16 protein-coding genes are annotated in these 21001 nt (G+C 73.2%); 6 read left to right on the top strand and 10 right to left on the bottom strand.

Annotated elements, in window-relative coordinates:
• The first annotated feature begins 35 nt into the window (after window positions 1–35).
• Window positions 36–578: a hypothetical protein gene (locus AC067J_RS07495; protein ID WP_478297019.1), complete on the top strand. Its 543-nt coding sequence runs from the start codon at window positions 36–38 to the stop codon at window positions 576–578.
• 4 nt (window positions 579–582) lie between these two features.
• Complete coding sequence (locus tag AC067J_RS07490; RefSeq protein ID WP_478297018.1) at window positions 583–849, top strand: hypothetical protein; 267 nt, start codon at window positions 583–585, stop codon at window positions 847–849.
• Window positions 850–958: 109 nt separating this feature from the next.
• Here the strand turns inward: AC067J_RS07490 and AC067J_RS07485 are convergent, their stop codons facing one another.
• From AC067J_RS07485 to AC067J_RS07440, 10 genes are all read right to left on the bottom strand, one after another.
• Complete coding sequence (locus AC067J_RS07485) at window positions 959–1819, bottom strand: immunity 49 family protein (protein WP_478297017.1); 861 nt, start codon at window positions 1817–1819, stop codon at window positions 959–961.
• On the bottom strand, window positions 1816–4731 hold the full coding sequence (locus AC067J_RS07480; protein WP_478297016.1) for a hypothetical protein: 2916 nt from the start codon (window positions 4729–4731) through the stop codon (window positions 1816–1818). Before AC067J_RS07480 ends, AC067J_RS07485 begins: the two co-directional genes overlap by 4 nt.
• A complete protein-coding gene (locus AC067J_RS07475) occupies window positions 4728–5156 on the bottom strand; it encodes a DUF6507 family protein (RefSeq protein ID WP_478297015.1) in 429 nt (142 codons plus the stop codon). Before AC067J_RS07475 ends, AC067J_RS07480 begins: the two co-directional genes overlap by 4 nt.
• A 56-nt stretch (window positions 5157–5212) precedes the next feature.
• Window positions 5213–5524 carry a pore-forming ESAT-6 family protein gene (locus AC067J_RS07470; RefSeq protein WP_327679575.1) on the bottom strand — a complete coding sequence of 104 codons (312 nt, stop codon included), beginning with the start codon at window positions 5522–5524 and terminating at the stop codon, window positions 5213–5215.
• Window positions 5525–5582: 58 nt separating this feature from the next.
• A complete protein-coding gene (locus tag AC067J_RS07465) occupies window positions 5583–5918 on the bottom strand; it encodes a hypothetical protein (protein WP_478297014.1) in 336 nt (111 codons plus the stop codon).
• 129 nt (window positions 5919–6047) lie between these two features.
• Window positions 6048–7466 carry a DUF6177 family protein gene (locus AC067J_RS07460; protein ID WP_478297013.1) on the bottom strand — a complete coding sequence of 473 codons (1419 nt, stop codon included), beginning with the start codon at window positions 7464–7466 and terminating at the stop codon, window positions 6048–6050.
• Window positions 7467–7538: 72 nt separating this feature from the next.
• Window positions 7539–11513: a type VII secretion protein EccCa gene (gene eccCa, locus AC067J_RS07455; protein WP_478297012.1), complete on the bottom strand. Its 3975-nt coding sequence runs from the start codon at window positions 11511–11513 to the stop codon at window positions 7539–7541.
• A 2-nt stretch (window positions 11514–11515) separates the two neighbouring features.
• Window positions 11516–12670, bottom strand: coding sequence for a CpaE/TadZ family protein (locus AC067J_RS07450; protein ID WP_478297011.1), 1155 nt, complete (start codon window positions 12668–12670; stop codon window positions 11516–11518).
• An 83-nt stretch (window positions 12671–12753) separates the two neighbouring features.
• Entirely contained in the window at window positions 12754–14109 is a 1356-nt protein-coding gene (eccD, locus tag AC067J_RS07445) for a type VII secretion integral membrane protein EccD (protein WP_478297010.1), read from the bottom strand.
• Window positions 14110–14203: 94 nt separating this feature from the next.
• Window positions 14204–14530, bottom strand: coding sequence for a hypothetical protein (locus tag AC067J_RS07440; RefSeq protein WP_478297009.1), 327 nt, complete (start codon window positions 14528–14530; stop codon window positions 14204–14206).
• 318 nt (window positions 14531–14848) lie between these two features.
• Between AC067J_RS07440 and AC067J_RS07435 the strand changes: the two genes are divergently transcribed.
• From AC067J_RS07435 to AC067J_RS07420, 4 genes are all read left to right on the top strand, one after another.
• Entirely contained in the window at window positions 14849–16690 is a 1842-nt protein-coding gene (locus tag AC067J_RS07435) for an LCP family protein (RefSeq protein WP_478297008.1), read from the top strand.
• A gap of 245 nt (window positions 16691–16935) precedes the next feature.
• Window positions 16936–17721 (top strand): VOC family protein, encoded by a 786-nt coding sequence (locus AC067J_RS07430; protein ID WP_478297007.1) that lies wholly within the window; start codon window positions 16936–16938, stop codon window positions 17719–17721.
• 90 nt (window positions 17722–17811) lie between these two features.
• Window positions 17812–18561, top strand: a complete 750-nt coding sequence (locus AC067J_RS07425) for an HAD family hydrolase (RefSeq protein WP_478297006.1) — start codon at window positions 17812–17814, stop codon at window positions 18559–18561.
• Window positions 18558–20969 (top strand): glycoside hydrolase family 65 protein, encoded by a 2412-nt coding sequence (locus tag AC067J_RS07420; protein WP_478297005.1) that lies wholly within the window; start codon window positions 18558–18560, stop codon window positions 20967–20969. Before AC067J_RS07425 ends, AC067J_RS07420 begins: the two co-directional genes overlap by 4 nt.
• Window positions 20970–21001 lie beyond the last annotated feature (32 nt).

Raw genomic sequence — 21001 nt, 5'->3', positions numbered from 1 at the left:
AGCCAATCCATTGCCAGTCGATCCGAGGACCTCCGGTGACCAAGCTGCTGCTCTCGCTCCACGTCCTGGCCGCGATCCTCGCCATCGGGCCGATCGCCGTGGCGGCCTCGATGTTCCCCCGCTTCGCCCAGCCCCCGGGCGCCGAGGCCGAGGGGCCCCCGGAACGCAGCGGCGCGATCGCCGGGATCCTGCACCGGATCTGCCGCGGTTACACCGTCGTCGGCATCGCCGTCCCCGTCTTCGGGATCGCGACCGGCGCCCGGCTCGGAGTGCTGACCGACGCCTGGCTGCTCACGTCGATCGCGCTCACGGCCGTCGCCGCCGCGCTGCTGCTGATGTCGATCATCCCGGGACAGGCGCGACTGCTCGCCGCCCCCGCCGCCCCCGCCGCTGACGGCGGCGCTGACACCGCTGACGGCACCGAGGACGCCGACGGCGCGGGGGCCTCCCCCGGCACGGCGCGGGAACTCCGCGCGGTGGCGACCCGGCTGGGCATGACGACCGGGATCTTCAACCTGCTGTGGGCGACCGTCGTCGTCCTGATGATCGTCCGCCCCGGCTCCACGACGGGGGCCTGAGACCGTGCGGACCCTCCGGATCGCGGCCGCCGTCGAGGCCGCCTCGCTCACCGTCCTGCTGCTCAACCTCTTCACCGTGCACACCGGGGTGATCACCTCGGCGGGCGGACCGGTGCACGGCACGGCCTACCTGGCCACCGTCCTCTCGGTGTGGCTCACCCCCGCGCCGGCCCTCCCGGGCGCCAAGCGGCGAGCCCTCGTCCCCGGCTTCGGGGGACTGCTCGTCCTGAGGCTGCTGAGCCGCCGGGCGCCCGCGGTACCGACCGCCTGACACGCAGTCGGCAGGCGCGCAGCAGGACAGCAGGACGGCAGGACAGCAGGAAGGGGCGCCCGCCGGTGATCGGCGGGCGCCCCTTCCCGGGCACGGCTTCCCGGTGGGATCAGGTGGGGAATTCGCCGTACCAGAAGCGGTCGAGGATGTACTTGGGGAGGTAGCCGGACTCGACGGTGATGGGGAACTTGCCGTCGTAGGCGAGGCAGGCCATCGCGAACGGGCCGAGGGGGAGGGCGCCGTCGACGTCGGTGGCGCGGTCCTCGTCCAGGGTCCAGTAGGCCTTGTGGAGGTTGAGGGCCTCGGCGAGGGCAGGGCTGAACTCCTCCTTGAGCCCGCGCACGAAGTGGTAGAAGAGGTTGAGCGGGGGGTACATGATCCCCTGCAGCGCGTCGACCGGGGTGTTGGGCGAGGCCTCGGGGGTCGAGGCCTCGAACGCCGCGGTGAGCTTCTCGACCAGCTCGGGCCGGCGGAGCCAGTAGGTCTGCTGGACGTCGACCCAGTGGAAGACGAACTCGTCGTAGGCGCCCTCGGCCGCGCGCAGCCGCTCCAGCGGGATCTCGGCGAGCCGGGTCATCCGCTGCCGGTCACGGCAGACGACGGCCAGCCAGAACGCGCTGAACCAGTTCCCGGCGTTGGCGAACTTCCGCAGGCCGATCGCCGGGATGGTCCGCTGCTTGTCCTCGATGAAGCACTCGACCGTCCCCTCGTCCGCGCCGGTCACGGCGAACAGGGCGTCACCCAGCTGCATCGCGACGACCGCGGCCTGCCAGGTCTCCAGCCGGCTCCCCTCCGGGTCGCCCGCGATGTGGGACTGGAACGCGAGGATGGCGGTGCTGAAGGCGAAGTCGATCGACTCGGCGGACTGTTCGAGCCGGTCGACGCGCCCGGAGACCGCCTGACTCTGCCGGTCGGCGAACGCCTCCGCATCGGGGCGGGCCACCAGATGGCGTTCGACGGTCACGGTCACGGAAGGGTCCCCTTGCTGATGTCGAACCGCTGGTACAGAAGGCCATTGTAGCTACCGGTGTTGTAGTCGCCCTTGACGACGACGTAGTCGAGCTTGCCGGGGGTGTTGAGCGCCTTCTCGATCTTCTCGACGAGTTCCGTCTCGCCGCGCTTGGTCATCTCCCGCAGGATGTCGAGGAAGTACTCCCGGCTTCCCTGGGAGACGGACTGGCCCTTCACACCGGGCATGCCGGAGGGCGAGGGGAGGTCGCGCTTGCCGAGCTCGGTCTTGGGGCCGCTCTTGGCCTCGATGACCAGGACGCGGCCGTCCTCGTGCACCCACACCTGGTCGAACTGGTCGTTGCCGCTCTTCGGGCCGAGGAGTTCCTCGCTCTTGAACCCCTTGTAGTTCTCGGCGACAAAGTGGTGCTTGGCGGCTCCTTCGCCGAAGGCCTCGGCCGCGTCCCTCATCTCGGTGTGGGACGCCTGGTAGACGCCCTTGGCGTCCGGATGACCGGTGCGGTTCATCCAGTCCGTGACGAGGTTGTCCCACTTGATGGCGTTCTTCTGCTTCAGCGCGAGGTCGTCGAGGATCTTGAGCCGGGCCGGATCCGTGACCTTGTCCGCGCCCAGCGGGATCTCGTCGACGTCGAGGTAGTGCGGGTCCGGCGCCTCGGGCGAGTCCTTGGCGCGGATCCACGGGCCGTCCTCCGTCAGCTTGGTGAGCTGCGGCGGGGGGAACCCGCTCTCGTCGATCGGCTTTCCGCCCAGGCGGCGGCCGAGGATGTTGTAGTGCTTCTCGAAGTAGCCGGGCTCCTCGTTCGCCCGGTAGACCTGGATCTCCTCGATCTGGCCCTTGTCGAGCCGGCCGCGCTCGCCGTACGGGTTCGGGCCGTCGAGCATGGTCGCGGGACGGGGCACGGGCTGGCGCGGGGTGGCGGCGTTGTCGCCGGCGCCGGCCGCGTTGTCGGCCGTGCCGGCCGCGCCGGTGCCCGGGGTGTCGTTGCCGTGCGTGCCGCCGGTGCCCGGGGTGTCGTTGCCGTGCGAGCCGCCCGTGCCCGGACCGTCGTTGCCGTGGGAGCCGCCCGTGCCCGGACCGTCGTTGCCGTGGGAGCCGCCGCCGCCCGGACCGTCGTTGCCGTGCGAACCGCCCGTGCCCGGGCCGTCGCCGCCGTGGGTGGCCGGGGTGACGGGGCCGTCGCCGCTGCCGCCGCGCGGGGCGTTGAGGTCGTTGGTGGGACCGTGGCCCGCGTGGCCGCCGGGGAGGTTGTCGCCGGGGTTGACGCGCCCGGTGGGGAAGTTGTCCGCCGGGTTGACCCGCCCGGTCGGGAAGTCGCCGGGGTTGACCCGCCCGGTGGGGAAGTCGCCGGCGACGTTGACGGGGCCGGATATGTCCGAGGTGAGGCGGATGCCGTCGTTCCCGCCGCGGGCGCCGGCACCGACGAGCTCGCGGGTGTCGACCTTGACGGGCGTCTCGGTCTTGAGCGGCGCGTGGTCCTTGGCGGGCTTGTCGACGATGTCGGTCTTGGCGTCGTCGACGTGGCTGGTGACCTTGCCGCCGGAGTCGTAGATGTTGCCCTTGGGGTCCATGAACCTGGGCGGGCCGTCGACCGGGAGCTTGACGGTGCCGGGGGGCAGGGTGGTGGTGTTCTTGGGGAACTTGACGGTGTCGTCGCCGACCTTGAACGCGCCGTCGGGCACGGCGAGGCCCTTGGGGATGCGGACGGTGCCGTCGGGCAGCTTGAGGGCGCCCTCGGGCAGGGCGATGGCCTTGTCGATGTTGATCGTGGGGACCTCGAACTTGCCGATGCCCTTGAGGCCGGCCATCACGTCGCCGATCTTGGTGATGCCGGCGCCCGCGCCCTTGAAGATGTAGGTCATCGGGTCGATGACCTTGCCGGCCTTGCCCGCGACGGAGATCGCCTTGGCGGCCGCGCCGGCCTTGCCCGCGCCGGAGGCGGCGCCGCCCGCGCCGCCGGTGAAGACGGTGGTGAGGACGTTGAAGGTGACCGCGCCGGCGGCGCGGGAGGGGTTGGAGCCCCACTGGTCCCAGGCCAGCAGCGCCTTGCCGGTCTCCTTCATGGCGGTGCGGGAGTCCCGCAGCCAGGAGGGGAGCTTGTCGTCGGGGACGGAGAGGAACAGCGGTCCGACACCCGGCACGGCGGTGATCGCCAGGCCGGTGGCGAGCTTGGCGAGGCCGGTCCAGGCCTGGCCGGCCGCGTCCCAGCCCTGGAAGCCGACCAGGGTGCCGAGGCCCACCAGGGTGCCCCAGACGCCGTCGACGATGACGCCCTTGCCGAACTCCCAGGCGTGCTCCCACACCTGCCACCAGGGGATGGACTCCTCGACGGCCTCGCCCCAGGGCAGGGTCTTGGACTGCTTCAACGCCTCGGCGTCGTAGCCGTACATGTCCTTGCCGTTGGAGCCGTCGTTGACCTTCAGCGGCGAGCCGCCGACCAGCGCGACGATCTTCGCGTGGGCGGCCCGCTCGACCGCCTGGAACTGGGTCCAGACCTCGGCGATCTCGTTGCGGCGGTCGTTGTTCTCGTCGACGAGGTCGCCGTCCTCGCGCCACTTGTCGTCGGCGTTCGCCTTGTTGCGGAAGTTCTCCGCGTCGTGCTTGAGCTGCTCCAGCTTCTTGACGATCGGCGCCGCGTCACGGCTGTAGGTGCCCAGGGCCCCGGCGATGGTGCACAGGTCGGTGCTGAGCTTCAGCCCGAGGTCCTGCACGGGCTTGGTGGTCGCGAACAGCTGCTCGGCCTCGGGCGCCTGGTAGAACGCCCGCAGCCCGCCGAAGCTGGTGTGGACGTTGCCGGTGGCGGTGGAGATGGCCGGGCCGCTCGTCGAGATGGCCTTGACGTTGGCGTCCAGCAGCGTCAGGTTCCCGGTGAAGACCGGGACCTCGCCCGGGTTGACCGGCTTGTTGTCGGTCACTTCTTGCCCCCCGGCTGCTCGCGGAGGGCTTCCAGGTTGATCGCCCGCGCCGCGTCCTGGGCCTGCTTCGCCGCCGTCAGGTCACCCTCGATGTACTCGTTGGTGGCCTTCACCGCGCCGCGGATGCACGCCTCGATCCGTTCCGACATCGACTTCAGCTCGGCCTTCCGGCCTTCCAGGTACTGGCTCAGCGCCGCCGCCACCGGACCCATCGCCTTCTGCGACAGCGGGGGCGCGCCGACCGGCACCGGCCCCTGCAGACGCGTCTCCGACTGCGAACCGGGCACGGCGGTGCCCGCGTTCTGGGCGGCCTGGGACAGGTTCGTCATCAGGGTGTTCAGAGCCTTCTCCAGATCACCCGCATGCCCGCCGACAGTCTTCAACTGACCCTGTACACCCTGCGGCTTGATGTCCCAAGACGCCATCAACGACCCCCGTTGGTTCTACCGAAAGACCTCCCCGGCCGGTGCCGGGGTCCCGCTCAGCCGATGTTGGCGACCGCCGCCTTCGCGCGCGCCAGCGTCTGCTGCGCGGTGCCGTCGTTCTGCTCCAGCGTCGTCTTGAGCAGCTGGATGATGTTCCGCACCTCCTGGGAGGCGTTCTTCCAGCGGAGTTCCTTGGCGTGGTAGTCGTCCGCCACGCCGTCGGCCGTGAAGTCCGCCATCGCGGCCTTCACCTGCGCGTCACGCGCCGCGATCACCTGCTCCAGCTGGCCGATGACCAGCTGGATGTTGCGCTGCGCCTCGGTCGAGGCGCCCGAGTCGTACGAACGGCGGTCCGTGCCACCGGCCATCACACATCACTCCCCGTTGTGGATCCGAAGGTTCCTACGAAGGCCCTGCGGCCGACCGTCAGCGGCTGCCCGAGAACCGGGCCGCGTCGAAGTTCGCCGCCGACATCTGCTTCTTGGCGTTCTGGCCCTGCTCCTGGTCGCCGGAGCCGAAGGCCTGCTCCATGCCCGACTGGCCGCCCAGGATGGCCGACAGCGAGGCGTTCAGCGCCTGCGTGATCTCGTCCGACCGCGACTTGAACGAGTCGAAGGCGACCTTGCCCTGGCCGTTGAACTTGCCCTCCAGCGGCTGTGCGGCCTGCACCAGCTGCTTGATGAGCGTGCCCAGGTCCCCGCTCGACGTCCGGGACCCGGACATCAGCTTGGTCAGCGCCTGCGTCCCCATGTCGAACTTCATACCGCTCCCCCGTCCGCTCGACCGAATGAATGTCTATCCAACTTGCTACCAACGTTCTATCAACTCATGCCGACAGCGCAAGCCGGTAGAGGGTTACCGTGACGAACATATGACAAGGTGAAGGGTCCTTCACGCGCCCTTCAAATGCCTCATCAGCCGCTCGAAGTCCGTCCACCCCGAGAGGTCCGACGGATCCCCCGGCAGCGGGTAGTAGTACGCGGGCCGGGTCTTCGGGCCCAGCCGCACCGGCTGCTGCGCCAGCGGCGTGCGCCGCGCGCGGTCGTCCGGCATCGCCCGGACCTCCTCCGCGCCGAGCACGAAGGCCAGCGGCACCCCCGGCCCCTCGAAGCGCGGCGGCACCGCCAGGTCCCGCCGGGCCCTGCGCAGTTGGAGCAGCATCGACTGGAGCCGGTGCCGGGTCACCAGCTCCTCGGCGACCCCCGGCAGCGCGTCCAGCGGCGGCTCCTCGCCGGCCCCGTAGCCGAACGCCAGGGTCACGTCCTCCTCGACGCCCGCCTTGGTCCGGGTGACCTTCAGGGTGGCGATGCCCGGCCGCTCCGGGCTGCCGACGACCACGAACCAGGTCGGCTCGGGCGCCCGGGAGTGCGCGAGGTCGGTCAACCGCCCGAGGGACCAGGGCAGGTTGGCGGGTTCGGCGGTGCCCCAGCCGGCCGGCGGCTCCCCGGTCAGCGCGCGCCAGACCGTCTCCAGCGCGCCGCCGAGGACCAGCCGGTCGTCCGCGGGGTGGACCGTCCGGAAGGAGACCGCCAGCTGCCGCTCGGCGGAGGCCGTGACCTCCTGGTACGCGTCCGCCACCGGGGTGCGCGGGTCGTCGGCCGTCGCGTCCGCCGGGACCACGGTGGCGAACATGCCCTCCTGCCAGCGCAGCACCGCGCCCGAGAGCCCGTCGTAGTAGCCGTCGCGCTCGTCCTGGACGACCCAGCGGGACGGCCAGCCCGGCAGGTTCGCGAGCACCGCGGGGGAGAGCGTCGTCCCGGCCGGGGTGACGATCTGCAGGCCCCGGCCGCTGGCGGCGGCGGCCCGGAAGGCGTCGGAGAGCCAGGCGGTCATGGCGACCACCGGGCGGTCCATGATGACCACGGCGACCTTGTCGGTCAGCACGTCGACGGCCGGCTGGGCCGCCGCGGGCACCGGGGCCGCGCTCAGGCCCCCGGTCTCCACCACGGCCGTCGAGCGCGCGACCTGCGGCGGCCACGCGCTGCCCCCGGACAGCGAGGCGAGCCGGGCCGCGAAGGTGCCCGCGAGCCGCTCCGCGTCCGGGACGCCCGTGGTGGCGCGGGCCTCGGTCCACCAGAACGGGACCCGCGGCGGGTCCGCGCCGAGCAGCCGCTCGGCCTCCCCCCGCACCTGCACCAGCAGCGGCGCCTCGACGGAGAGCAGCGGCCGGCCCTGCTCGTCGCAGAGCTGGATGACCGCGTCCTCGCCCGCCGTGTCCACCAGCTTGTCGGGGCCGCCGGAGAGCAGGCCGGCGAGCACGCTCCAGGGGTCGGGCATCCGCGGGGTGAGGGTGATGACGTCCTTGGTCATGGGGTCGTGAGGTCCTTCGGGGTGGACGGCGGTGGTGCGGGCGCGGGAGGCGGTGGTCGGGAGCCGGCGGCGCTAGTCGGCCGTGTGGACGGTCTGGATCAGGCGGTTCTCCTGCCCGCGCCGCACCAGCACCCCGCGCCCCGCGGGCTGCTGGGAGGCGTACACCCCGGGGAACAGCTGCCCCTCGCCGCGGTCGCCCGCCATCACCACCGCGGTCGCCCCCGACTCGCGCAGGGCCTGCACCAGCGGCTCGTACATGCCGCGCGAGGCGCCCGCGACCCGGCGGGTCAGCACGAAGTGCAGGCCGATGTCGGCGGCCGAGGGCAGGTACGGCAGGAACGGTTCGAGCGGGCTCTGGCCGGCGGTGGTGAGCACGTCGTAGTCGTCGACGAGCACCACGATCCGCGGGCCGCCGCCCCAGCCGCCGGACTCCAGGGCGTCGAGCGGCGCGTTCTCGTCGGGCAGCCGCCGCTCCAGCTCGGAGGAGACGCCGGCGGCCAGGCCCGCGCACATCCGGGAGTTGTACGCGTAGCCGCCGCTGTACTCCTCCGGGATCACGCCGCGCAGGCTGCGCCGCGGGTCCATGACGGCGAAGACCAGCTCGTCCTCGCCGTACCGCTCGATCAGGCCGCGGGCGACGGTCTTCAGCAGGTTGGTCTTGCCGCACTCGCTGTCGCCCATCACCAGCAGGTGCTGGTCGTGCTCGAAGAGGTCGAGCACGACGGGCTCCAGCGCCGCCTGGTCGAGGCCGAGCGGCACCCGCCTGGGCTCGGCGACCGGGCCCGGGAGCAGGTGCGGCTCCAGGACGTGCGGCAGCACCCGTACCGGCTGGGCCACTTCGCCGCTCCAGGTGGCGCGCACGGTGCGGGCCGTGTGCTCCAGGAGCGTGCCCAGCTCCGCGGTGTCGGCGAGCCCGTCGGTCCGGGGCAGGGCGACCTGGGCGAAGAGCCGGCCGTCGGTCAGGACCCGGCCGGGCTCGTCGGCGGAGAGGGTCGCGGCGAGCTTGCGCTCGATGCTGGACTCGGTGGGGTCGTTGAGCCGCAGCTCCACGCGGGTGCCGAAGTTGGACTGGGTGGCGATGCGCACGTCGTTCCAGCGGAGCATGCCGGCCACGACGTGGATGCCGTAGCCGCCGCCGCGCTTGAGGATGTCGACGACGGCGTCGTCCAGGTCCTCGAAGTCGTCGCGCAGCGCCCCGAAGCCGTCGATGACCAGGACGATCTCGGCGGACGCCAGCTGGGGCAGCCGGCCCGCCGCGTGCAGGGTGCGCAGCTGCTCGACGGAGTCGATGTTGTGGTCGCGGAAGACGTTCTCGCGGGTGGTGAGCATGGTCCGCACCTCCTCGACGGTGCGCGCCGTCCGCTCGCGGTCGGCGCGGCCGGCGATGCCGCCGACGTGCGGCAGCCCGGAGAGGGCCTGGAGGCCGCCGCCGACCAGGTCGAGGCCGTAGACGCCGACCTCCTGCGGGGTGTGGGTCAGCGCGAGGGAGAGGACCAGGGTGCGCAGCAGCGTGGTCTTGCCGGACTGCGGGCCGCCGATGACGGCGGCGTGGCCGCCCGCGACGGTGAGGTCCAGGAACCACTCGCCCTGCCACTGCTTCGCCGGGTCGTCGAGCAGGCCGAGCGGCACCTGGAGCAGGCCGCGCCGCCGGGTGAGCTGCATGCCGCGCGGGCCGACGTCCAGCGGGCCCGCGACGGCGTCGAGCGGGACGGCGGAGGGCAGCGGCGGCAGCCAGATCTGCCGCGCCTGGGCGGCGGCGTGCTCCAGCTGTCCGACGATGACGCCCATCTCGGTCGGGCCGGTCTCGCGGCGGCGGCCGGTCGGCTCCTGCGGGTCCCGGCCCTCGGCCTTGGAGAGGCTGTTGAAGGCCGGGTACTCCAGGGCGAGCGGTCCGCTCTCCTCCTGCTCGGCGCGCCGGACGGGGCCCCGGTAGCCGCCGGAGACGTAGCTGGCCTTGAAGCGCTCGTAGTGGCTGGTGTCGACCTTGAGGTAGCCGAAGCCGGGCAGCGGCGGGAGGTGGAAGGCGTCCGTGGTGTCCAGGACGGTGCGGGACTCGTCGGCGGAGAAGGTCCGCAGGCCCAGCCGGTAGGACAGGTAGGTGTCCAGACCCTTCAGGTTGCCGCCCTCGATGCGCTGGCTGGACAGCAGCAGGTGCACGCCGATGGAGCGGCCGATCCGGCCGATCGACAGGAACAGGTCGATGAAGTCGGGCTTGGCGGTGAGGAGTTCGCCGAACTCGTCGATGACGATGAACAGGTGCGGCAGCGGGTCCAGGTCGGGCCGGCGCTCGGCGCGCAGCGCGGCGTAGGCGCCGATGTCGGCGACGTTCCCGGCGTCCTTGAGGACCTGCTGGCGGCGCTTGACCTCGCCCGCGAGCGAGGCGTGGACGCGTTCGACCAGGCCGGCCTGGTTCTCCAGGTTGGTGATGACGCCGGCGACGTGCGGCAGCTGCGCGAACGGTGCGAAGGTCGCCCCGCCCTTGTAGTCGACCAGGACCAGGGCGAGGTCCTCCGGCGGGTGCGTCGCGACCAGGGCGAGCACCAGGGTGCGCAGCAGCTCGGACTTGCCGGAGCCGGTGGCGCCGACGCAGAGGCCGTGCGGGCCCATGCCCAGCTCGGAGGACTCCTTCAGGTCGAGCAGCACGGGCTCGCGGGAGTCGCTGATGCCGATGGGGACGCGCAGGAAGGCGCGTTCGCCGCGCGGCGCCCACATCCGGGCGAGGTCGAGGCGGGCGACGTCGTCGATGCCGAGCAGGTCGGCGAAGTCGACGGGGCCGGACAGCGGGGCGTCGACGAGCGACTCGGCGGACAGCCGCAGCGGTGCGAGCATCCGGGCCAGGCCCTCGGCGAAGGGGACGCCGACCTCGTCCACGGTGCCGTGGGCGCTGATCGGCTGCTCCTCGCGGAGGTCCTCGATGAGGACCCGGTCGCCGTCGACGGTGATCCGCAGGCCGATCTGTCCGGGTTCCTGGATCCGCTGTTCGAGCAGGTGCAGGACGGTGACGCCCATCTCGCGCAGACCGACGGCCTCGTCGGGGAGCGGCAGGTCGACGGCGTCCTCGCCGTGCCCGTCGGCGACGACGAGCAGCCGGGAGGTCATGGTCAGCGCGTCCTGGCCGGACAGCCCGCGGCGGACCTCGGCCGCGTAGGAGGCGCGGCGGCGCAGTTCGGGGCCGAGCTGGTGGGCGAGCTGCGCCACGGAGGGGGCGATGCGGCGGGCGGCGACCGGTCCGTCGAGCTGCTCGGTGTCGAGCAGGTGGGGCATCCACTTGGCCCACTCCCAGTCGGCGAGCCGGTCGCCGGGCACGGCGAGCGCGACGGTCACGTCGTCGGGCGCGTGCAGGGCGGCGGTCTGGACGAGCAGGGCGCGGGCGACCCGGAGGCAGTCCTCGCGGGGGCCGACGACGCTGATGTCGCCGACGCGGTCGAGCGGGACGGTGAGCGGGAGTTCGGTGCCGGTGCGGAAGCGGGCGGTGAGCGCGGAGGCCTCGTTGAGCATGAAGCGGTCCGGCGGGGTGAGGACGGACGAGCTCTGCTGGCCGATCCGCAGGTCACGGACGGGCATCTCGCCGGTGCCGACGCGGACCCGCAGGAAGTCGCCGTCGACGCGGCGGCGCTCCCACAGCCGGGCCGGGTCGCGGACGATGTCGTACAGGGCGGGCGGCGGCGGGTTGAGGACGCCGGCGTGCTCGCCGAGGGTGCGCTCCTCGGCGGAGAGCTCCTCGCGGAGGTCCTCCAGGTAGGAGAGGTAGGCCTCGCGCTGGGTGCGGCGGGTGCGCTGGGCCTTGCCGCGCTGGGAGAAGACCAGGCCGAGGGAGCCGATCACGGTGACGACGAGGACCAGCGCGCCGAGGGCGGCGAACTGGCTGTTGCGGACCATCGTCATCATCACGACCGAGGACATCACGCCGGCCACCGGCAGCAGCGACATCGCGATGTTGCCGGCCTTCCCCTCGGGGAGGTTGGGCGGTGCCTCGATGGTGCGGGCCTCGGGGGCGGCCGGGGGCCTGATCGTCCTGGCCGGGCGGTGGATCAGTCGGGTACTCATCGTCAGTGGCGCTTCTGGGAGAGCTGGAAGACGTCCGCGGCGAGCCGGGTGGCGGTCGTCCTGGTCGCCCGGGTGAGCAGGTCGGTGCGGATGGTGCCGCCGGCCGCGAGGTGGCGGTCGTACGGCAGGACGTGGACGGTCGTGCCGGTGGAGCGGAGGGTGCGCGCCGCCGCGTCGAGGTCGAGTCCCGGGTGCGGGGTCTGCTGGGTGAGCACGACGACCGTTCCGGCGATGACGTGCGGCGGCAGGCCCCGCATCCACTGGAGGACCTCGTGGGTGCTGGCGACGCCGTCGAGGGTCGCGGGGGTGGTCAGCACGCGGGCCTGGGAGGCGGAGAGCGCGACCCGGGCGACCTCGGCGGGCAGCGTCTGGCAGTCGACGACGGTGATGCCGAAGTAGCGGCGCAGGGCGACCATGACCCGCTGGTAGCCGCGGGCGTCGAGCATCGCGCCGATCTGGCCCTGGCTCCCGGGCAGCAGCCAGGAGTTGTTGCGGAGCTGGACGAGGTAGCCGGTGACGTCGAGCAGCGACATCTGCGGCTTGACGATGTCGGCGACGTCGCTGGTGGTCCACCGCACGGTCTCGGCGCCGAGCTTGACCGGCAGCGAGCCGAGCGCGGGATCGGCCTCGACGAAGAGGACCGGGTCCTTGCGGTAGTGGGCGTAGGTGGTGCCGAGCAGGGCCGCGACGGTGGACTTGCCGGCGCCGCCACGGATGGAGGTGACGGCGATCTGCCGGCCGGTCGTCACCGGCTGCTGGAGGATCTCGGCGGTGCGGGTGGCCTCGGCGACCTCGCGGGCGGCGGACTTGGAGACGTTCTTCCAGACGGCGCGGGCGGCGCGGGTCGCGAAGGGCTCGCCGCTGCGGGGCTTGCGGGCGACGGCGGCCAGGTTCCGGTCGACGGTGGGGCGGGAGTCGGGGGAGCGGGGTGCCACGGCCTGCGGCGGCGGGCCGGGGTCGGCGGGCTGTCCGGCGGCCTGTGGCGGGACCGCTCCGTGGGCCTGCCCGGAACCGTCCGCCGGGACGGTGAGGGCCTGGGCGAAGGCCTGCGCGGCGGCGGCCTGGGCCTGGTCCAGGGCCTGTGCCGGGGTGGTTCCGGGCGCCGGGGCCCTCAGATCGCGCAGGACGTCGCCCTGCCAGTTGTCTCCGTTCGGCATGCCTGCTCCTGCCCCTTCCACTCCACGTACCGCCCCGCCCGGAGCTCCTGTGCGTTGACTCGGATACCGACTCGGACGTCGGTTCAGAACTTGTCGAGCAGCTGCCCGTACACCCCGAACACCCCGACGGCCAGCGGGAACAGCCCCACCATGCCGACGGACTCGACGAGGTCGGCCAGGCGCCGCAGCCGGACCTGGGTGTGCTCGGGCGGCTGGACCGCCAGCACCAGCAGCGGCAGCAGCGCGGCGGCGCACAGGACCGCCAGCGCCCCGGGGCCGCCGTCGTGCCGCATCCACAGCAGCACCAGGCGCACCACGAGGACCCCGGCGGCGGTGAGCAGCGCCACCACCTCGGCGACCAGCGGGAAGGCCCGGGCCCGGGACAGCAGCACCACGGCGACCAGTGACGGCAGTGCCACGCTCCACACGTCGGGCCGGTCGGCCAGGGTGAGCAGCCAGCCCGCGCCGGCGGCCGAGACCGCGGTCGCGATGGTCGCGAGCGCGAGTCCGCGGTGGGTGGCGGCGAGGGCATTGCCCACCTCGTGGCGGCTGACGGAGGCGCCGCCGGAGCGGCGGTCGTCGAGGGCGGTGAGGCCCGAGCCCATCAGCGCGAGGCGCGGCAGCAGCCCGAGCAGCACCACGGAGAACACCGCCATCACGGCGCCGATCCGGGCCGGGTCGGTCTGGACGGCGGCGACGGCCTCCCACACGGCGGTGACGGCGGCGACGGCGACGGCGCCGATCAGGCCGCCGCGGCCGAGCGGGGAGAAGACGCCGAGCAGGGCGACCGTCACGGTCAGCGCGCCCGCGACGGCGGCCAGCCGGACGCTCGGGGACCAGTCGAAGGCGTCGGCGGCGCTCCACGCGCCGAGGACGCCGAGTCCGCCCGAGGCGAGCAGGAGCGCGGTGGCCAGGACCCGGTTGCCCTTCCCGACCCGGGCGACGAGGGCCCCGACGGCGGCCAGGGCGGCCGCGAGGCCGAGCAGGACCCCGGCCAGCGCGTCGAGCGCGAACTCGCGCCGGGCGAGCAGGGCGGCGGTCACCGCGAAGGCGACGGTCGCCACGCCCGCGCTGCCCCGCCGGGCGGCCGGGCGCCAGCGCCAGGCCTGGAGGTTGAGGTCGTCGGCGACCAGGTCGATGACGTCGTGGACGACCGGGGCGGGTGGCGCGGAGTGGGTCCGCACCAGGCGCAGGACGGCGCCGTCGGCCACTCCCGCCGACTCCAGCGTGCTGTCGTGCGGCAGCGCGGAGCCGTCCGGCGTCATCAGCTGACGTGCCATGGGGCGGGACGCGGTCCGGTCGTCGAGCAGCTGCAGGATGTCCGGGAGCAGCATGCCGATCGGGGTGTCGGCGGGCAGGACCACGTCGGCCTGGCGCCGTTCCCCGATCAGGGTCACCCTGCTCTGTCGCGCCGGGGAAGTCGTTGCTGTGCTCACCACTTGTCGGAACCTATCATCGCGCCGATCTCGACCTCTCGGGCCAGTGCTTCTACGTCAGGGGGCGTCCAGGGGTGTCCGGGAGGGTCCGGGGCCGCTACGGTCCGCTCGGCTGGGGTGACTGCGCGGGGTGCCCCGGCGGGGCCGGGAGCGGTGATCCGGAGGGCCCCGTGTACGGCTGCACCTGGCGCTGCTGCTGCTTCTCCTGCTCCGCCTTCTGCTTCGCCAGCGTCGCCTGGAGGAAGGACCAGCCGACGCATCCCGCGCAGAGGACGGCCGCGATGGCGATGCCCGCGAACACCTTCCCGAGCCGTTCGTCCGCCGCGCGGCGCACCCGCTCCGCGCCGAACAGCAGTGAGTCCCGCATCCTGCGGCGGCGTACCGCCACGGACTCCAGGAGCTGACTGTCGTAGTCCCGTGCCATCTGCCGCCTGCCGTCTCCCCCGTGTGCTGCCTGTGCAACATAAAGCATGCACCCGTCACTGGACACCCCCGGCGGCGTGCGGGATGGGGCCTGTGACGAGGCCAGGGCGTTCGTATGGGCGTTTTGTACGCTCCCGGTGAATCTCCTGGGAAACACCGGGGCCGGTGGGGCCGGGCGGGGTTCCGGCGGCGGCCGCGGGCGCGCGTCGGTTATTGCGACCGTCGTATGTGCAACCCGGAGGCGGTCTCGACCGTCTTCTCTGTGTGCAGTGCGTCCGGTCGCAGGGGGGCGCGGCGTCCGGCAGTGAAAGGTGCACGCATGTCAGGTCAGTGGGGCGACAGCCCGGCTCGTGGCGACGACGCGCCCGGTGCGCTGACGGACGGCGGCGCGGCCGGTGGCGTGGTCGGCGGATCGGTGCCGCCGCCGCGGACCGGAGGACGGGCCGAGGCCCGCCGGGCCGCGCAGGGGAAGGGCGGCCCCGGCCGGGGCGGTCCGGGCGGCGGCGGACCGGGCGGCGGCGGTCCCGCGGCACCGGGCACGCCCCCGGCGGGCCCACCCGCGACGGGCGGCCGTGCGGCGGCCCGGGCGAGCCGGAAGCCGAAGCGGAACGTCAAGAAGATCGCGGCCTGGTCGGCGGCCGGCGCCCTGGTGCTGATAGCCGGCACCGGTGGCGCGATCTACTGGAAGCTCAACGGCAACATCAAGTCCTTCGGCCCGGACGGCGTCGCCGCCGAGCGCCCGCCGGAGGCGCCGGCCGACGCCAACGGCAACAAGCCGGTCAACATCCTGCTGATCGGCTCCGACAGCCGCGGCAAGAACAACGCCGACCTGGGCGGCGGCGAGGACGGCGGTGCCCGCTCCGACACCACGATCCTGCTGCACGTGTACGCCGACCACAAGCACGCGGTGGGCATCTCGTTCCCGCGCGACACCATGGTCACGCTGCCCAAGTGCAAGCAGCCGAACGGGCAGTGGACGAAGGAGCACACCGGGAAGTTCAACGAGGCCTTCTCGACCGGAGGGGCGGAGGAGGGCAACCCGGCCTGCACCCAGAACGCCGTGGAGAAGATCACCGGCATCTTCGTCAACCACACCATGGTGGTGGACTTCCAGGGCTTCGCGGCGATGACCAAGGCGGTGGACGGCGTCGACATATGCCTGCCGGAGGACATCTACGAGAAGGACCTCAACGAGAAGCTGCCCAAGAAGGGGAACGTGGTCCTGAAGAAGGGGCCGCAGAAGGTCCAGGGGCAGCAGGCGCTCGACTACGTCCGGCTGCGCCACGGCATCGGCGACGGCTCCGACATCGGCCGGATGAAGCGTCAGCAGGCCTTCCTCAGCTCGCTCGCCTCGAAGATCAAGAAGCAGGGGCTCAACCCCGCCAACCTGCTGCCGCTCGCCGACGCCGCCACCAAGTCGCTGACCGTCGACGAGGGGCTCGACTCGGTCGACAAGCTGATGTCCTTCGGCCTCTCGCTGAAGGACATCGACCTGCACGACCTCAAGTTCGTCACCGCGCCCTGGCACTACCGCGTCGACAGCAACAAGAACGAGGTCCTCGAACTGGCGAAGGGCGACGCCGACAAGCTCTGGGCGACCCTCAAGGCCGACCGCACCATCGACGGCCAGAACGCCACCGGCGAGCAGCCCGCGCAGGCCGAGACCCCGTCGGCGGACCCCGCCGCGCCGACCACCCCCGCCGCACCCACCACCACCGCCTCCGACACCGCCAACCAGAGCATCAAGGTGGGCGTCTACAACGGCACCACCTCCCGGGGCCTGGACGGCAAGGCGACCGAGCAGCTGAAGGCGGCCAAGTTCGCCGCCACCAAGATGGGCACGGCGGCCGGCACCAAGTACGCGACCACCATGATCGAGTACGGCGCCGGGCAGAAGGCGAACGCGGAGAAGGTCGCCGCGCTCTTCCCGGGGGCGAGCGTCGAGGCCGGGAAGACCGCGGGCGTCACGGTGATCCTCGGCAAGGACTACGCGGCGGCCAACGGCGGCACGACGGACACCGCCGGCCCCGGTGCCTCGGCCGCCCCGACGACCCCGGGGACCCCGGCCGTGCCGGAGCCGCTGCCCACCAGCGTCATCGACGAGACCCGCTCGGCGGACGACGACATCTGCGCCAAGACCACCTACGGCTCCGGCGGCTGACCGGCGCGCGGGACGACCGGCCGACCGGCGGGCCGGGACGCCGGCCGGAGCCGCCGCCGGGGCGGCGGGGGCCGGGTCACCGCCCGGGCACGCCCGGTGAACGGTCGCCCGCCGGGGCGCCGTCCGGTGGCGGGATCGCGGGGGCGCGGCGATCGTGGGCCTGTACGGCCCTTCGGTCGCGCGGCCGGACGGCCGCGGCGTCCCGACCGGCCGCGGCGGAGGACCATCGCTTGGGAGGCCCAGGAATGCCCGTAGTCACCGCACCGTACAAGCCCGGCACCCCGTGTTGGGTGGACCTGATGGCGAGCGACCAGCAGGCCGCGCTCGACTTCTACCGTGACCTGTTCGGCTGGCAGGGCGAGGTCGGCCCGCCCGAGTTCGGCGGCTACTCCGTGTGCTCGCTGAACGGCAGGCCGGTCGCCGGGATCATGGCCCGGTCGGCCCCCGAGGGCCAGCCGCTGCCGCCGGTCTCCTGGACCACCTACCTGGCCTCGGACGACGCCGACGCGACCGGCCGGGCGATCACCGGAGCGGGCGGCACCATCCTGTACCCGGTGATGGAGGTCGGCGACACCGGCCGGATGCTGGTCGCCGCCGACCCGACCGGCGCGGTCTTCGGGGTCTGGCAGAAGCTGGAGTTCATCGGCGCGGGCATCGTCAACGAGCCCGGCGCGCTGGTCTGGAACGAGCTCAACACCACCGACACCGAGGCGTCCGGCCGCTTCTACCAGCAGGCGCTGGGCCTGCGCCCGGGGACCATCCAGGGCATGGAGGGGTTCTACTCCCTCAACGTCGGCGACCACACGGTGGGCGGCATGCAGCCGGTCGCCGGGTACCTGTCGCCGGGCACGCCCCCGCACTGGATGACGTACTTCTCGGTGGACGACACCGACTCCACGGTGGACGCCCTGGTCAAGGCGGGCGGGTCGGTGATCCAGCCGCCGTTCGACATGCAGGCCGGGCGGATGGCCGTGGTCCAGGACCCGCAGGGCGCCGTCTTCGCGCTGACCGCCACACCCGACTCGCCCTGACCCCACCGCGCCGGGCCGGAGCCGCCCGTTCCCGCGACGCGCCGCCGGGAATGGGCGGTGCGGCGCGCGTCCGCGGGTAAGACTGCACCCATGCTGGGGCTACCGGACGACATCCGCGCTTTCCTCTTCGACCTCGACGGGGTGCTCACCCAGACCGCCACGGTGCACGCCGCGGCCTGGAAGGACACCTTCGACGCCTTCCTGCGCGCCGAATCGGCCCGCACCGGCGGGCCGTTCGTTCCCTTCGACGCCGTCGCCGACTACGACGCCCACGTGGACGGCCGCCCGAGACTCGACGGCACCCGGGCCTTCCTGCACAGCCGGGGCGTCGACCTGCCCGAGGGCACCGACACCGACCCGCCCGGCGCCCGCACCGTGCACGGCGTCTCCCGGGCCAAGAACGACACCGTGCTGCGGATGATCCGCGAGCAGGGCGTCCGCCCGTACGACGGCTCGGTCGCGTACGTGCGCCGGCTGCGCGCGCTCGGGCTGCCCACGGCGGTCGTCTCGTCGAGCGCCAACTGCCGGGACGTGCTGCACGCCGCCGGCATCGAGGCGTTCTTCGACGTCGTCGTGGACGGCGTCGTCGCCCGCCGCGAGGGCCTGCCGGGCAAGCCCGCGCCGGACACCTACCTGGCCGCCGCCCGGGCGCTGGGCGTGGAGCCCGCGCACGCCGCCGTCTTCGAGGACGCGCTGGCCGGGGTCGCCTCCGGCCGGGCCGGCGGCTTCGGCGCGGTGGTCGGGGTGGACCGCACCGGCCAGGCCGACGAACTGCGCCGGGACGGAGCCACCGTGGTGGTCCGGGACCTCGCCGAACTGATCCCCGGGGAGACGGCGTGACCGGCCAGGAGCAGTCCTTCGTCGTCGACCCGTGGCAGATCGCCGAACAGGGCCTCGACCTGACCTCGATGGCCCGCGCCGAGTCCGTCTTCGCGCTCTCCAACGGCCACATCGGCCTGCGCGCCAACCTGGACGAGGGCGAGCCGCACGGCCTGCCGGGCACCTACCTGAACGGCGTCTTCGAACTGCGCCCGCTGCCGTACGGGGAGGGCGGGTACGGCTACCCCGAGTCCAGCCAGAGCGTCATCAACGTGACCAACGGCAAGATCATCCGCCTGCTGGTGGACGACGAGCCGTTCGACCTCCGGTACGGCGAACTGCTCAGCCACCGGCGGTGGCTGGACTTCCGGGACGGGCTGCTGCGGCGCTCCGCCGAGTGGACCTCCCCGGCCGGGCGGACCATCAAGGTCGAGTCCACCCGGCTGGTCTCGCTCACCCAACGGGCCATCGCCGCCGTCGAGTACACCGTCGAGGCGGTGGACGGCCCGGTGCGGATCGTGCTCCAGTCCGAGCTGGTCGCCAACGAGCAGCTGCCCGGCGGCCCCGAGGGGGACCCGCGGGCCGCCGCCGTGCTGGAGGCGCCGCTGCTCGCCGAGGTGAACCACGCGGGCGGCACGAAGGCCGTCCTGGTCCACCGCACCCGGTACAGCGGCATCCGGGTCGCGGCCGGCATGGACCACGTCATCGAGGGCCCGGACCGGCTGGACACCGTGGCCGAGTCCGAGGCCGACCACTGCCGGATCAGCGTCACCACCGTGCTCCGGCCCGGGGAGCGGCTGCGGCTGGTGAAGTTCATGTCCTACGGCTGGTCGGCGACCCGTTCGCTGCCCGCCGTCCGGGACCAGGTCGAGGCCGCGCTGACCGCCGCCCGGTACACCGGCTGGGACGGCCTGGTGGCCGAACAGGCCGCGTTCCTGGAGGAGTTCTGGGACACCAGCGACGTCGAGATCGAGGGCGACGTCGAACTCCAGCAGGCCGTGCGGTTCGCCGTCTTCCACGTCCTCCAGGCCGGCGCCCGGAGCGAGGAACGGGCCATCCCCGCCAAGGGGCTGACCGGACCGGGCTACGACGGGCACAGCTTCTGGGACACCGAGACCTTCGTCCTGCCGGTGCTCACCTACTGCCTGCCGTCCGCCGTCAACCAGGCGCTGCGCTGGCGGCACACCACGCTGCCGCTGGCCCGCGAGCGGGCGGTCCAGCTCGGCCTCGCCGGAGCGGTGTTCCCGTGGCGGACCATCCGCGGCGAGGAGTGCTCGGGCTACTGGCCGGCCGGCACCGCCGCGTTCCACATCGGCGCGGACATCGCGGCCGCCGTCGCCCGCTACGTCCGGGCCACCGGGGACGTCGGGTTCGAGCGCGAGTACGGGCTGGAACTGCTGGTCGAGACGGCCCGGATGTGGCGCTCGCTGGGCCACCACGACGCGGTCGGCAAGTTCCGCATCGAGGGCGTCACCGGGCCGGACGAGTACAGCGCCGTCGCCGACAACAACGTCTTCACCAACCTGATGGCGCAGACCAACCTGCGCGCCGCCGCCGAGGCCGCCGCCCGGCACCCGCGCGAGGCCGCCGCGCTCGGCGTCGACACCGAGGAGACCGCCGCCTGGCGCGACGCCGCGGCCGCGATGTTCGTCCCCTACGACGAGAACCTCGGCGTCCACCCCCAGGCGGACGGCTTCACGGACCACCAGCTCTGGGACTTCGAGAACACCCCGCCCCAGAACTACCCGCTGCTGCTGCACTACCCGTACTTCGACCTGTACCGGAAGCAGGTCGTCAAACAGGCCGACCTGGTGCTCGCCATGCAGGTCCGCGGCGACGCCTTCACCGACGAGCAGAAGGCCCGCAACTTCGCCTACTACGAGCGGCTGACCGTCCGCGACTCCTCGCTCTCCGCCTGCACCCAGGCGGTGATCGCCGCCGAGGTCGGCCAGCTCGACCTCGCGTACGACTACACCGCCGAAGCCGCCCTGATGGACCTGCACGACCTCGGCGGCAACACCCGGGACGGACTGCACATGGCCTCGCTGGCCGGGGCCTGCGTCGCCCTGGTGGCCGGCTTCGGCGGCCTGCGCGACCACGGCGAGGCGCTCTCCTTCCGGCCCCGGCTGCCCACCGGGCTGATGCGGCTCAGCTTCTCGCTGCTGGTCCGCGGGCAGCTGCTGGGCGTCCGGATCGGCCACGACGAGACCACGTACACGCTGCGCCGCGGCGAGGTGATCCACCTGCGGCACGACGGTGCGGCGGTCCAGGTGAAGGCCGGCGAGCCGGTCTCGGTGCCGACCACCACCCCGCCCGCCCAGGAGCGGTGCAGCCAGCCGCCGGGCCGCGAACCGGCCCGCCGGCAGCCGCAGGCGGGCGTGGCCGGGGGGCGGGTCGGGCCGGGGCCGGAGCACCTGGCGGCGGAGTAGCGCGGCGGCCCGGCAGCGGGGGCGGTCCGGTG

The sequence above is a fragment of the Kitasatospora sp. NPDC042419 genome, from assembly GCF_056437345.1.
The sequence above is the reverse complement of the archived record's forward strand: the minus strand, read 5'-3'. Positions and strand labels throughout refer to the sequence as shown.

What these genes read in the sequence shown, in the direction of transcription:
- AC067J_RS07475 (WP_478297015.1), bottom strand. Translation starts at nt 5,156, where the DNA reads ATGGCGTCTTGGGACATCAAGCCGCAGGGTGTACAGGGTCAGTTGAAG.
- AC067J_RS07470 (WP_327679575.1), bottom strand. Translation starts at nt 5,524, where the DNA reads ATGGCCGGTGGCACGGACCGCCGTTCGTACGACTCGGGCGCCTCGACC.
- AC067J_RS07465 (WP_478297014.1), bottom strand. Translation starts at nt 5,918, where the DNA reads ATGAAGTTCGACATGGGGACGCAGGCGCTGACCAAGCTGATGTCCGGG.
- AC067J_RS07460 (WP_478297013.1), bottom strand. Translation starts at nt 7,466, where the DNA reads ATGACCAAGGACGTCATCACCCTCACCCCGCGGATGCCCGACCCCTGG.
- eccCa (WP_478297012.1), bottom strand. Translation starts at nt 11,513, where the DNA reads ATGAGTACCCGACTGATCCACCGCCCGGCCAGGACGATCAGGCCCCCG.
- AC067J_RS07450 (WP_478297011.1), bottom strand. Translation starts at nt 12,670, where the DNA reads ATGCCGAACGGAGACAACTGGCAGGGCGACGTCCTGCGCGATCTGAGG.
- AC067J_RS07440 (WP_478297009.1), bottom strand. Translation starts at nt 14,530, where the DNA reads ATGGCACGGGACTACGACAGTCAGCTCCTGGAGTCCGTGGCGGTACGC.
- AC067J_RS07435 (WP_478297008.1), top strand. Translation starts at nt 14,849, where the DNA reads ATGTCAGGTCAGTGGGGCGACAGCCCGGCTCGTGGCGACGACGCGCCC.
- AC067J_RS07430 (WP_478297007.1), top strand. Translation starts at nt 16,936, where the DNA reads ATGCCCGTAGTCACCGCACCGTACAAGCCCGGCACCCCGTGTTGGGTG.
- AC067J_RS07425 (WP_478297006.1), top strand. Translation starts at nt 17,812, where the DNA reads ATGCTGGGGCTACCGGACGACATCCGCGCTTTCCTCTTCGACCTCGAC.